Here is an 11,942-nt window from a genome sequence, read left to right as displayed (position 1 = left end):
GCTGCCGGGTTTAAGTATGCAGCCGAAATATTTCAGGAAAATTTGAGGGGCCGAGCCTGAGAAAGCATTGAAGTAATGGTACACTGCTAGCTGTGCCCGGGTGGCGGAATTGGTAGACGCGCACGGTTCAGGTCCGTGTATCGCAAGATGTGGAGATTCGAGTTCTCTCCCGGGCACCAGATACACCAAACAGCTTCTCCAGACTCTTAAACTGACTCTGGGGTAAAGCAAGATTAAAGCCACTGTGACCCAGTGGCTTTTTTTGTGGCCGGGCCTCTTCTTCAGGCCCGGTTTAGCGTCCGCAGTATCGTTAATCAAACAGGCACGGCAACCAGGTCATGGCCCTGGGTTCCGACAATGCGGGCCCGGGTGAATTCGCCGACTTTCAGCGTCTTGCTGATTTTCTCGGGCGGTAACAGCTTGACGATGCCGTCGATCTCCGGCGCATCGGCATAAGAGCGCCCGGTGCCACCCTTTCGGCCTAGCGCCGGCGCCGAATCCACCAGCACCTGCATGGTTGCACCTATGCGCTGCTGCAGTTTCTGGCTGGACACCGCTTCGGCCACGGCCATGAAGCGGGCGCGCCGCTCTTCACGCAACGCCAGCGGCAGCATACCGGGAATATCGTTAGCCGTCGCACCTTCTACCGCGCTGTAGGCAAAGCAGCCTGCACGGTCGATTTTGGCCTCGCGCATGAAGTCCAGCAGATGGTCGAACTCTGCTTCCGTCTCGCCGGGAAAACCGGCGATAAATGTGCTGCGAATCACAATTTCAGGGCAGATTTCGCGCCAGCGCGCAATGCGCTCAAGGTTCTTCTCGCCGCTGGCTGGCCGCTTCATGCGCTTGAGCACATCCGGATGACTGTGTTGCAACGGTACATCCAGATAAGGCAGCACCTTGCCGGTGGCCATCAGCGGCAGCACTTCGTCCACACTTGGGTACGGATACACATAATGCAAGCGCACCCAGGCGCCATACGGCTCGGCGATCTCGCCCAGTGCCTGCACCAGTTCCAGCATGCGCGTCTTGATAGGCTTACCATCCCAGAAGCCGGTGCGGTATTTCACATCGACGCCGTAGGCCGAGGTGTCCTGGCTGATCACCAGCAATTCCTTCACGCCGCCTTCAAACAGGGCGCGCGCTTCGTTGAGCACGTCTCCGATAGGCCGCGACACCAGGTCGCCGCGCATGGACGGGATGATGCAGAAGGTGCAGCGGTGATTGCAGCCTTCGCTGATCTTCAGGTAGGCGTAATGCTTGGGCGTCAGCTTGATGCCGGCAATGCCAAAGGCATTCGGCACCAGGTCCACGAAAGGATCATGCGGCTTGGGCAGGTTCAGGTGCACCGCGTCCATCACCTCCTGTGTGGCGTGCGGGCCCGTCACGGCCAGCACGCTCGGGTGCATCTGGCGCACCAGGTTGCCACCGCCCTCGCCCGCCTTGGCGCCCAGGCAGCCCGTGACGATGACCTTGCCGTTTTCGGCCAGCGCCTCGCCGATGGTGTCCAGGCTTTCCTTGACCGCGTCGTCGATGAAGCCACAGGTGTTGACGATGACCAGGTCCGCACCTTCGAAGGTCTTGGAGGTCTGGTAGCCCTCGGCGCTCAATTGCGTGAGGATCAGCTCGGAATCGGTCAAGGCCTTGGGGCAGCCCAGGCTGACAAAGCCGACGCGCGGTGCGGGCTTGGTGTTTACGGAAACAGGTGGGGAAATAACTTCGCTCATGGGGTGTATTGTCTCAGGTCCCTGATTTCCAGGGACCACCAGAGATTCAACCCCTGGCTTTTAACTCAGCGTTTCAGGCCGAAAGCCTGCAGCATCTGCTCGCTCTGCTTTTGCATCTGCTCCTGCATTTGCGTAAAAACGGTTTTGGATTGCTCCACGTAATTGCCCATCATGCCCTGCATCATGGGTGACTGCGCATTCATGAACTGCGCCCACATTTCGGGGCTCAGCCCTTTGGACTGCTCGGCCATCTTGACCTGCAGGTCCATAAAACTCTGCACGTTCTTCTCGAGGTAAGCGCCCATGAAGCTCTGCATCGCATTGCCGTAAAAACGGATGATGTTGGCCAGCACGGCTTCGGTAAACATCGGCGCACCGCCGGTTTCTTCTTCAAGGATGATCTGCAGCAGGATGCTGCGCGTCAAGTCTTCATTGGTCTTGGCATCGCGCACCACAAAATCGGCACTGTCCATCACCAGCTGGCGGACTTCCGTGAGCGTGATGTAGGCCGATGTCTCGGTGTCGTACAGCCGGCGATTCGGGTACTTCTTGATCACACGTGAAGCCGCAGCCTTACCGGCAGCCCGGCCGCTTTTGGCGCCGGAAGTGCCGTCGGCAGAGGCGTCGCCCTGTGAAGGCGGCATGCCGGATGACGGGCTGGTGGATTTGCTTTTTGGCACTGATTTCTCCTCTGAATGACGACCGGCGTCGAAACGCCGGGACTCAATACATTCTAGGAATTCTGATGTACTCAATCCCCTTGGTTTACCCTGTGTGCCAGTCCGCATTACAAAGAATGCAGATCTGGATCAGGAACCGTCGAGGGAATTGGTAGGCGCGATTGGACTCGAACCAACGACCCCCACCATGTCAAGGTGGTGCTCTAACCAGCTGAGCTACGCGCCTAAGGACTGTTCGAAGCTCGTATTGTAGCAAAGCAAAACGGCTATCTTGCTTCGCCCCGAAAATTTGCCGAAAAAAGTCCTGCAGCCGGGTTCAACGTCTCCGCGCGGACCGCACGCCGGGCACTTCGGCCACGATGCCCAGCACCTGGTTCAGTCGGCCTGACTGCGCCACTTCCACCGTGAAGGTCATCCAGGCCGTGCCGCCGCGGTTGTCTTTCACCGACTGTGTCTGCACACCGATGACGTTCATCTTTTCCTTGGCGAATACTTCGGAGATATCGCGCAGCAGCCCCTGGCGGTCGGCGGCTTCCACCGCCACATCCACCGGATACACCGCACCGTCTGCGGTTTTGGGCGAGTTCCATTCAACCTCAATCACGCGGTCAGGACTGCCACTCGCCATGTTGCGGAAGTTGCTGCAATCGCTGCGGTGAATGCTGACGCCCTTGCCCTTGGTGACGAAGCCGAGGATTTCATCGGGCGGTGCGGGCTTGCAGCACTTGGCGAGCTGGGTCAACAAGGAACCCATGCCCACCACCAGCACACCGCCATTGCCTTTTTTTGCATTCGGGTTGGGCGCACGCGCCTTTTTGGCCAGCACGTAGTCGTCCTGGCTCATGGCCGGCTCGGGCGGCCTGAGCATGTTTTCGATCGTGCGCAGGGACAACTCGTCCTTGCCCACCACCTCGAACAAATCATCCGCCGTCTTGAATCCGAGCTGCACCGCCAGGTCGTCCAGCTTCATGGACGTCTTGCCTTCTCGCTGCAGCAGTTTTTCAACCGCTTCGCGGCCCCTGGCAACCGTCTGCTCCATCGCCAGCGCGTTGAACCAAGCGCGCACTTTTGACTTCGCGCGGTGACTGCACAAAAAGCCCAGTTCCGGGTTAAGCCAGTCGCGCGACGGCCCGCCCTCCTTGACGGTGATCACCTCGACCGTCTGGCCGTTTTGCAGCGGGGTGTTGAGCGGTACCATCACGCCGTCAAGGCGCGCGCCGCGGCAGCGATGCCCCAGGCTGGTGTGCACGCTATAGGCGAAGTCCACCGTGGTCGCGCCCTGCGGCAGCTCCACGATGGCCGCGTCCGGCGTCAGCACATAGATGCGGTCTTCAAAGAGCCCCTGCTTGTCATCACGCGCTCGCTGGGCAGCTGGCCCCGAGAGATCGCGCTCCCAGGCCAGCAACTGCCGCAGAACAGCAATCTTGGCGTCGTACTCGCTGCTGGCCGACACGCCCGCGTAGCCTTTGGCCCCCGCCTCCTTGTACGCCCAGTGCGCGGCCACGCCGTGCTCTGCGTGGTCATGCATGGCCTGCGTGCGCACCTGGATCTCCACCGCCCTGCCCGCGTCATCGCGCACCACGGTGTGCAGCGACTGGTAGCCATTGGTCTTGGGTTTGGCGATGTAGTCGTCAAACTCGCCGTCCACCGGCGTAAAGCGCGAATGCACGAAGCCCAGCGCCGCATAGCAGCCCTTCACGTCGGCGGCAATCACGCGCAAGGCACGGATATCAAACACCTGCTCGAAGTCGAGCGACTTGCCGCGCATTTTTTTAACGATGCTGTAGATGTGCTTGGGCCGGCCCTGCACCAGCGCGGCAATGCCGTTCTGGTTCAGTTCGCGCTCCAGCTGCGCACGCAAGGCCTCCATGAAGCCTTCGCGCTCCACGCGTTTTTCATCCAGCAGGCGGGCCGTCTGCTTGTAGGTATCGGGCTCCAGGAAACGGAAGGCCAGGTCTTCCATTTCCCATTTGATCTGCCAGATGCCCAGGCGGTTGGCCAACGGTGCAAACACATGCAGCGACTCGTAGGCCAGCGACAGGGGCGCGGTCTGCCGGGTCGAGGCGTAGTGGCGCAGCGTCTGCAGGCGCGAGGCCAGGCGCAGCATCACCACCCGCAGGTCGCGCGAAAACGCCAGCAGCATCTTGCGAACGTTCTCGGTTTGCGCAGCCGGGTCGTCCAGCAGTTGCGCCTTGGCATTGGCCGAACGCGCCTGGCGCTGCACCTGCACCAATTTGGTGGTCTCTATCGCCAGCGCCGCGTAGTTGGCGCCGAAGGCCTTGGTGATCACTTCCTGCGGCTTGGTCAGGTGCTGGCAGGCATACACCAGGTAGGTGGCCGCCTGCATGGCTTCCGAGCCGCCTATGGTTTTGAGGATGGCCGCCACCGCATCAGCGTGCGCCAGGATGTTTTCGCCTGTGTCGTGCGTTTCACTGGCAATCAGGGGCTCGGCAAACGCCCGGGCACGGGCCAGCGCATGCGGCTGGTCCGGCAGGCTGTCGGCCGTGGCGGTCACGATGGAGGCATTCACCCCCTGGGAGGCTGCGGGGCTACCGGGCCCGACCACATTGCTTTTCATGAAACTTCAGTCAAATAGTTGCGAGGCTGGCAGTGCAGCATTGCGGCACTTACCCAGCATTACCCAATTCAATACCAGGGTGCTACCCAAGCAGGAAACCCGCCACGGCGGTCACCTGGTCCGCAGCCACCAGCGTGGGTGCATGGCCTACGCCGTCAAACTCCACCACGCGGGCGCGCGGGCCGCGGGCCGTCATGGCCTGGGCCGTCTGGGGGCTCAGCAAGTCCGACTGCTTGCCGCGAATCACCAGCGTTTCGGCCTTGATATTGTCGTAGAGCTGCCAGAGCACGGCTTCACCCTGGCGCGCGGAGTCCTCGGTCTCCTGCTTGAAAGGCACGGCGATGGCCGGGTCGTAATGCAGGCGCCACTTGGTATCGGCGGCGTCCGAGACGCGCCTGAGCATGGGACGCGACAGCGCCAACCACTGTTCGGGCGTGTGCGGGCCGAAACTCTGGGAAATCGCCCACATCGCATCGGCCGCCTCCTGCACCGACCCGAAGTGACCGGCCTGCCCCAGATAGGTGCCGATTCGCACGATTGCCTGCCACTGGATGGCCGGCCCGACGTCATTGAGCACCAGCCGGCGCACTGCCGTGGGCAAGGGCAGACCAGGCGTCCCACACACCGCCACGCCGATCAAGCCGCCCATGCTGGTACCCACCCAGTCCAGCGAAACCACGGGCGCCTGCACGTGCAGCTGGCCCAGCAGCGCCAGCATGTCGGCGGCATAGCTCCGCAGCTGGTAGCCCATGGGGTCTTTGAGCCAGTCGCTTTCCCCACGGCCCACCACATCGGGGCAGACCACGCGAATGCCGTCCGGCGCCTGCTCGCACAGCGTGCGCGCCAGTACATCAAAATCGCGCCCCTGCCGCGACAGGCCGTGCACGCACACCACGACGTGCGCGCTGTCCGGCCGGCCCCATTGCCAGTACGCCATGCGATGCCCGCCTGCGGCGTCCGGGCAATTTACGTAGTTCAGCGTAGGTTGGGTCATGGTGCGGCAGTTCAATTCAAAGGCTTGATAATTGCTTGAAAAATCGGCGACGCGCAGTCTGCACCGCGCGCTGTTCAGAATCCCAGCTCAACCATCGTAAATCATCCGGAGAAACATCATGCTCAAAGGTAAAACAGCCCTCGTCACCGGCTCGACCAGCGGGATCGGCCTGGGCATTGCCAAGGCGCTGGCGGCCCAAGGCGCCAACATCGTCATCAACGGCTTCGGTGATGTGGACGGCCCCAAGGCCGAGATCGAGGCGCTGGGCGTGCGCGTGGCCTACCACGGCGCCGACATGAGCAAGCCCGCCGACATCGAGGACATGATGCGGTTCGCTGCCGCGCAATTCGGCCAGGTCGACATCCTCGTCAACAACGCCGGCATCCAGCACGTGGCTCGCGTGGAGAACTTCCCGGTGGAGAAATGGGACGCCGTGATCGCCATCAACCTGAGCAGCGCCTTTCATGCCACCCGCCTGGCATTGCCTGCCATGCTGGCCGCCAACGGCGGCAAGGGCTGGGGCCGCATCATCAATGTGGCGTCCGTCCACGGCCTCGTGGGCTCTGCAGAAAAATCCGCCTACGTTGCCGCCAAGCACGGCATCGTGGGCCTGACCAAGGTCACCGCCCTCGAAAACGCCACCACCGGTGTCACCTGCAACGCCATCTGCCCCGGCTGGGTGCTGACGCCCCTGGTACAAAAACAGGTGGATGCCAAAGCCGCGGCGGGCAACATCAGCAATGAGGCCGCCAAGCAGCAACTGCTGGGTGAAAAGGAGCCTTCGCTGCAGTTCACCACGCCCGAAGAGCTGGGCGCGCTGGCGGTGTTTTTCTGCTCACCGGCCGGCAACAATGTGCGCGGCGTGGCCTGGAACATGGATGGCGGCTGGGCGGCGCAGTAAACGTGTTTACAGCAGCCGGCTGACGTAGTCGCCAATCGCGAGCGAGCTCGTGAGCCCCGGTGACTCAATACCGAAGAGGTTCACAAGGCCGGCGACACCGTGATCACGCGGCCCCTGGATCAGAAAATCTTTAGCGGCTTCATGAGGCGCCTGGATCTTGGGACGCATGCCCGAGTAACCCGGCATGAGCGCACCGTCGGCCAATGCGGGCCAGTACTTGCGCACTTCGGCGTAAAAGCCATCGCCGCGCTTCGGGTCCACCACCAGGTCGTCGGGTGACTCGACCCACTGCACATCAGGGCCGAACTTGGCCTGGCCGCCGAGGTCGATGGTCAGGTGCACGCCCAGGCCGGCTGCTTCGGGCACGGGGTAGATCAGGCGGCTGAAGGGCGAACGGCCGGGCAAGGTGAAGTAGTTGCCTTTGGCGTAGTGGCTGGGCGGCACATGCTGCGCCGGAAAGCCTGCAAAGCGGCTGGCCAGGTGCTGGGCCTGCAGCCCGGCGGCGTTGACGACAGTCCTGGCCTGCAGCTCCGTACCGTCTTTTGCTATTAAATTAATAGCTGCTTGCGCACACTCCGCATGGGTCAGGGGCGAATTGAGCACCACAAGTCCGCCAGCATTCTCAAGATCGCCCTGCAGCGCCAGCATGAGGCCGTGGCTGTCGACAATACCGGTGCTGGGCGAATGCAGCGCCGCCACGCATTCGAGTTGCGGCTCCATCGCCCGGGCTTCTTCGCGGGTCAGCAGCACCAGGTCCTTCACGCCGTTGGCGGCGGCCTTTTCACGGATGGCCTGCAGCTGCGCCACCTGAGCCTCGCTGGTCGCTACGATCAGCTTGCCGCAGCGCTTGTGGCCTATGCCGCGTTCCGCGCAGTAGTCGTACAGCAGGCCCTTGCCTTCCACACACAGCTGCGCCTTGAGCGAACCCTGCGGATAGTAAATGCCGGCGTGAATCACCTCGCTGTTGCGCGAGCTGGTGCCTGTGCCTATCGCGTCGGCGGCTTCCAGCACCATCACCTCCCTGCCCTGCAAGGCCAGCGCACGCGCCACCGCCAGGCCCACCACACCCGCACCAATCACCACGCAATCGACCTGGTCCATATCAAACGCCCTCAAAACCTTCAATGACGTTGACGGCATTGGTGCCCAGCGCCGCAGCGGCGTAACCGCCTTCGAGCACAAATACCGTGGGCAACCCCAGCTTGCCCAGGCGCTCGCCCAGGCGGATAAAGTCGCCAGGCAGCAGCGCGAATTTGGAGATAGGGTCTTCGGCAAAGGTGTCCAGCCCCAGTGACACCACCAGCGCGTCGGCGCGGTGCTGCTTGATGCGCAGGCATGCCGCTTCCAGCGCCTCAAACCAGCGCAGCACCGTACAGCCGGCGGCCAGCGGCAGGTTCAGGTTAAAGCCCTCGCCCTCGCCCGCTCCGGTTTCATCGGCATGGCCCAGGTAGAACGGGTATTCGGTCAAGGGGTCGCCATGCAGGCTCACAAAAAGCACGTCAGCGCGGTCATAAAAAATGCTTTGTGTCCCGTTGCCGTGGTGGTAGTCCACGTCCAGCACCGCCACGCGCGCGGCGCCGCCGTCCCGAAACGCCTGGGCAGCGACCGCAGCGTTGTTCAGGAAGCTGTAGCCCCCCATGAAATCGGCCCCTGCATGGTGGCCCGGCGGACGGCTGCAACAGAACACGCCGCGCGCGGCGGACTGACCAGTCGCCAACAAGGCGGCAGCCCCAGCGGCGGCATCTGCACCGGCCTTGGCGGCCGTCCAGGTCCCCGCGGAAAGCGGTGATCCGTTGTCCATCGAATAAAGCCCCAGCCGTGCGGTGAAATTGAGGGGCTCCACATCGCTGCGCAAGGTACGCACGGGCCAGACAGAGGGAAAAGGCTGCCGCTGGTCGTTGCCCTCTTCAAGCGCCACCCAGTCGCGCCAGGCATGCTCGAGAAACGCCAGGTAGCGGGCGCTATGCACTTTGGCCAACAGCGCGCGGCTGTCGGCCTGGGGTGTGCGCAGCTCGTGGCCGCGCTCGCTCAGGCGGGCCTTGATGTATTCGGCGCGCGCCGGGGTTTCAAAGCACGGCACGCGCTCACCGCGGTAAAACTCAAACACAGGGGCATGGTCGTGGTGGCTGTCGCTGAAAAAGGTGAGCATGGTGGCGAATGGTTTGGTTCGTTCATGAAAAGGAGGTGATGGTGGTCACCCGAACAGCGCAGCGCGCCGCCATCAAAGTGTGCGCGGGTCGGTCTTCAGCAACACCTCGACCAATGAGCGCAACGTCGCCTTCAGCGGCCCGGCGCCCGGTGTCATCTCCAGCGTGGTTTCGTCCATGTACAGCTTGCGGTTGATCTCCAGCTGGATGCTGTGCCGGTGCCCGGCCGGGTTGCTGTAGCGGCGCACCAGTTCCACGCCTTTATAGGGGTGGTTATAGGCCACGCTGTAACCATGCGCGCGCAGGTTCTCACACACCAGTGTCGACAACGCCTTGCTGGCAGTTGTGCCTTCACGGTCGCCGACCACAAAGTCCGCATGCGCCTCACCCGGAAAATCGGTGGCGCTGCCCGAAGCCACTGCCGGCATGGAGTGGCAGTTGATGTGGATGCTGTAGCCGTGCTGCCGCCAGGCGGCGTCAATCGCCTGCGCCACGGCGGCGTGGTAGGGCTTCCAGCACTGCTCGATGCGCGCCTGGATTTCCGCCACTCCCAGTTTGCGGTCATACAGCGGCACGCCTTCGTCGGTGGTGCGCCAGATCAGCCCCTTGCCCAGGCGGACCTTGGACATGACCCGGGGATCGTCGTCTACCGGTTCGGGCCAGGGCGCATCCAGCAGGGACACATCCATTTCGGTGGTGTTGCGGTTGGCGTCCAGGTAGCTTCGGGGGAAATGCGCCTCAACCCAATGCGCACCCAACGCCGGCGCGAAGTCATACAGTTTTTCAACATGAGTGTCTTCGGCGCTGCGCAGCACGGCGAGCTCGCAGGCATGCCTGAAATCAGCCGGATACATCGTCCCGCTGTGCGGGGAATCAAGAACCAGCGGAGTGCTTCCGGGCAGGCAGGTAATGGAGGGCATGCCCTGACTTTAGCAGCAGCACATTGGCAAACCAGCGGTAGCGTCCCCGCGGTTCAGCCCCTTCGCAAACTTCCGTTTGTCCTACAGCGTTTTAACTTTTAGCCTCACAACGGCGTGTGGGTACGACCCTTAAATTTCACAGCGGAAAGCCAATCAAGCCGCTTTTTCCAGACGAAAAAGTGCATTCCGAAATTTCAGCCATTGAAGGAAACACCATGCCATCCTTGACCCGCAAACTCTCCGCAACCGTGCTGGCCGCCGCTGCCCTGGCTGCGGCCGCAGGGGCCAACGCCCAAAGCGGTTCGACATCGTCCAACACCACGTCCAGCAGCAATTATTCGTTTTACGCACCGGGCTCGCGCTATTTCGGCCTGAACGTGGGGAGCTCAGACTTTTCCCTGCCAAGCGGTGCCGGCGGTTTTCCTTCCGACAACAGGGACACGTCGTACAACATCTACGGCGGCAGCTATTTCAACAACAACTTCGGACTGGAACTGGGCTATACCGATTTCGGCAAGATCAACCGTGGCGGCGGGCAGACCGATGCAGAAGGCATCAACCTGAGCCTGGTCGGCCGTTTGCCAATGAGCAACTCCTTCAACCTGCTGGGCAAGCTGGGGACGACCTATGGACGCAGCCACGTGTCCGCTGCACCTGCGTCCGGCATTGCAACAGGCAGCGAAAGCAATTGGGGCGTGTCGTACGGCCTGGGTGCCGAATGGGCATTCACCCCTACCTTGTCGGCGGTGCTGCAGTGGGACGAACATGACATGAAGTACCCCGGTGGCGGCAAGGAACGCCTCAGTACCACCAGCATAGGCCTGCGTTACCGCTTCTAGACCGTTGTGGCAGCGTAGCCACCAGCCCAAAGCCCGCATGCCTTTCATGGCATGCGGGCTTTTTCACATTTTCGCTTCATGCATTCACTATCAATTTCATAGCTGCTTGCGCCCGTTCTTCTTTGCTTTCAAGCACTTTCTTCTTATAAAACCGCGGGCAGATGCGGTGCCAGCATCTCCTGCAACAGCCAGATTCCGGCACGGCCCAGGGGGCGCTGGCGTGACCACACGGCGTCCACAGGCACCCTGCGCGGCCAGCCGCGCGCATGAAGTTCGACCAGTTTGCCGGTCGCAAAGCGCGTCACCATCCAGCGTGGAATGGCTGCCCATCCAAAACCCAACACCGCCATTTCCAGCAGCATGAGGTAGCTGGGAGCGGACCAGGCGCTGCGCGACTGGCGCGCCCCATGCGAGCCCCGGGCTCCCTGGGCCCCCTGCTCCATCTCTATATAGGTATCCAGCCGCAGTTCCCTGAAATTGGCCAGAACGTCGGGCGTGATGTCTTTCATGCTGGCCAATGGGTGGGCGGTGGCCACAAACAGCGTGATTTCAGACTGCTCGGCAATCGTGGCCGAACCGATGTCGGGCGGATAGGCGCCTTGGGCGGCTACCACGCCAATGTTTGCCCGCCCTGTTTGCACCAACGACACCAGGTCGCCGTGTTCGGCAATCAGGCATTCAAACTCCAGGTCGGGAAAGCTTTTCTCAAAAGCCGAAAGCATTTCTTCAAACCGGTCAGACTGGTAGGTATCTGACCAGACCACGCTGAGCCTGGGCTCCAGGCCTCCCCCAAGCTGGCTGGCGGTGCGGTCAAGCCGGTCGCTGGCCGCCAGGATTTCCTGCACCTTGCCCAGCATGACCCGTCCGTGTTCCGTCAATGCCGGCTTTCGGCTGCTCCGGTCAAACAGGTTCAAGCCAAGGTCGATTTCCAGATTGGCAATCGCACTGCTCACTGTTGACTGGCTTTTTCCCAGCTTGCGGGCCGCGGCCGAGAACGAACCCAGGGTCGCAGCCTCGGCAAAAGCGGTCAAGGCTTCCGGGGAATGGCGCATGGCGGTCTTCTATCTATTTTTTCGATGATTATTGATTTTAATGTATTCGAAATAACGATGAAAATACCGTCATGACAGTAAGGCATCTCGCCTCAACGGTCGGTAAA

At 61.9% G+C, this 11,942-nt stretch carries 10 protein-coding genes and 2 tRNA genes; 3 read left to right on the top strand and 9 right to left on the bottom strand.

Going from position 1 to position 11,942, the window contains the following annotated elements; translation table 11 throughout:
• The first annotated feature begins 94 nt into the window (after positions 1–94).
• A tRNA-Leu gene (locus AC1DU8_RS08470) sits at positions 95–179 on the top strand.
• A gap of 135 nt (positions 180–314) precedes the next feature.
• Here the strand turns inward: AC1DU8_RS08470 and rimO are convergent.
• The 5 genes from rimO to AC1DU8_RS08445 form a co-directional block, all read right to left on the bottom strand.
• The gene (gene rimO, locus AC1DU8_RS08465) at positions 315–1,724 is read right to left on the bottom strand and encodes a 30S ribosomal protein S12 methylthiotransferase RimO (RefSeq protein ID WP_457280550.1); all 1,410 of its coding nucleotides are present in this window, start codon (positions 1,722–1,724) and stop codon (positions 315–317) included.
• A gap of 65 nt (positions 1,725–1,789) precedes the next feature.
• Positions 1,790–2,368, bottom strand: coding sequence for a polyhydroxyalkanoate synthesis repressor PhaR (gene phaR, locus AC1DU8_RS08460; protein WP_457280980.1), 579 nt, complete (start codon positions 2,366–2,368; stop codon positions 1,790–1,792).
• Positions 2,369–2,553: 185 nt separating this feature from the next.
• Positions 2,554–2,630: transfer RNA gene (locus AC1DU8_RS08455), tRNA-Val, on the bottom strand.
• A 90-nt stretch (positions 2,631–2,720) separates the two neighbouring features.
• Positions 2,721–4,982, bottom strand: a complete 2,262-nt coding sequence (locus AC1DU8_RS08450) for a RelA/SpoT family protein (RefSeq protein WP_457280549.1) — start codon at positions 4,980–4,982, stop codon at positions 2,721–2,723.
• A gap of 82 nt (positions 4,983–5,064) precedes the next feature.
• Complete coding sequence (locus tag AC1DU8_RS08445; protein ID WP_477665848.1) at positions 5,065–5,976, bottom strand: alpha/beta fold hydrolase; 912 nt, start codon at positions 5,974–5,976, stop codon at positions 5,065–5,067.
• A gap of 118 nt (positions 5,977–6,094) precedes the next feature.
• On the opposite strand from AC1DU8_RS08445, the gene AC1DU8_RS08440 reads away from it, so the two are divergent.
• Positions 6,095–6,877 (top strand): 3-hydroxybutyrate dehydrogenase, encoded by a 783-nt coding sequence (locus AC1DU8_RS08440; RefSeq protein ID WP_477649166.1) that lies wholly within the window; start codon positions 6,095–6,097, stop codon positions 6,875–6,877.
• A 6-nt stretch (positions 6,878–6,883) separates the two neighbouring features.
• Here the strand turns inward: AC1DU8_RS08440 and AC1DU8_RS08435 are convergent, their stop codons facing one another.
• The 3 genes from AC1DU8_RS08435 to AC1DU8_RS08425 all read right to left on the bottom strand — a co-directional run bounded on the left by AC1DU8_RS08435 (position 6,884) and on the right by AC1DU8_RS08425 (position 9,944).
• Positions 6,884–7,978 carry an NAD(P)/FAD-dependent oxidoreductase gene (locus AC1DU8_RS08435; protein ID WP_477726626.1) on the bottom strand — a complete coding sequence of 365 codons (1,095 nt, stop codon included), beginning with the start codon at positions 7,976–7,978 and terminating at the stop codon, positions 6,884–6,886.
• Position 7,979: 1 nt separating this feature from the next.
• Positions 7,980–9,026 carry a histone deacetylase family protein gene (locus tag AC1DU8_RS08430; RefSeq protein WP_477665845.1) on the bottom strand — a complete coding sequence of 349 codons (1,047 nt, stop codon included), beginning with the start codon at positions 9,024–9,026 and terminating at the stop codon, positions 7,980–7,982.
• Between the two features lie 72 nt (positions 9,027–9,098).
• Positions 9,099–9,944, bottom strand: coding sequence for an N-formylglutamate amidohydrolase (locus tag AC1DU8_RS08425; protein ID WP_477726625.1), 846 nt, complete (start codon positions 9,942–9,944; stop codon positions 9,099–9,101).
• Between the two features lie 215 nt (positions 9,945–10,159).
• On the opposite strand from AC1DU8_RS08425, the gene AC1DU8_RS08420 reads away from it, so the two are divergent.
• Positions 10,160–10,783, top strand: a complete 624-nt coding sequence (locus tag AC1DU8_RS08420) for an outer membrane beta-barrel protein (protein ID WP_457280543.1) — start codon at positions 10,160–10,162, stop codon at positions 10,781–10,783.
• 143 nt (positions 10,784–10,926) lie between these two features.
• On the opposite strand, the gene AC1DU8_RS08415 is transcribed toward AC1DU8_RS08420, so the two are convergent.
• Positions 10,927–11,835: a LysR family transcriptional regulator gene (locus tag AC1DU8_RS08415; RefSeq protein WP_477690048.1), complete on the bottom strand. Its 909-nt coding sequence runs from the start codon at positions 11,833–11,835 to the stop codon at positions 10,927–10,929.
• Positions 11,836–11,942: the final 107 nt, after the last annotated feature.

It is taken from the genome of Polaromonas sp. P3_A5, from assembly GCF_056403055.1.
Note: the sequence above shows the minus strand (reverse complement) of the source record. Positions and strands in the feature narration are given on the sequence as shown.

Coding starts and splice junctions, on each gene's coding strand:
- AC1DU8_RS08430 (WP_477665845.1), bottom strand. CDS start 9,026: ATGCTCACCTTTTTCAGCGACAGCCACCACGACCATGCCCCTGTGTTT.
- AC1DU8_RS08425 (WP_477726625.1), bottom strand. CDS start 9,944: ATGCCCTCCATTACCTGCCTGCCCGGAAGCACTCCGCTGGTTCTTGAT.
- rimO (WP_457280550.1), bottom strand. CDS start 1,724: ATGAGCGAAGTTATTTCCCCACCTGTTTCCGTAAACACCAAGCCCGCA.
- AC1DU8_RS08440 (WP_477649166.1), top strand. CDS start 6,095: ATGCTCAAAGGTAAAACAGCCCTCGTCACCGGCTCGACCAGCGGGATC.
- phaR (WP_457280980.1), bottom strand. CDS start 2,368: ATGCCGCCTTCACAGGGCGACGCCTCTGCCGACGGCACTTCCGGCGCC.
- AC1DU8_RS08420 (WP_457280543.1), top strand. CDS start 10,160: ATGCCATCCTTGACCCGCAAACTCTCCGCAACCGTGCTGGCCGCCGCT.
- AC1DU8_RS08415 (WP_477690048.1), bottom strand. CDS start 11,835: ATGCGCCATTCCCCGGAAGCCTTGACCGCTTTTGCCGAGGCTGCGACC.
- AC1DU8_RS08435 (WP_477726626.1), bottom strand. CDS start 7,978: ATGGACCAGGTCGATTGCGTGGTGATTGGTGCGGGTGTGGTGGGCCTG.
- AC1DU8_RS08450 (WP_457280549.1), bottom strand. CDS start 4,982: ATGAAAAGCAATGTGGTCGGGCCCGGTAGCCCCGCAGCCTCCCAGGGG.
- AC1DU8_RS08445 (WP_477665848.1), bottom strand. CDS start 5,976: ATGACCCAACCTACGCTGAACTACGTAAATTGCCCGGACGCCGCAGGC.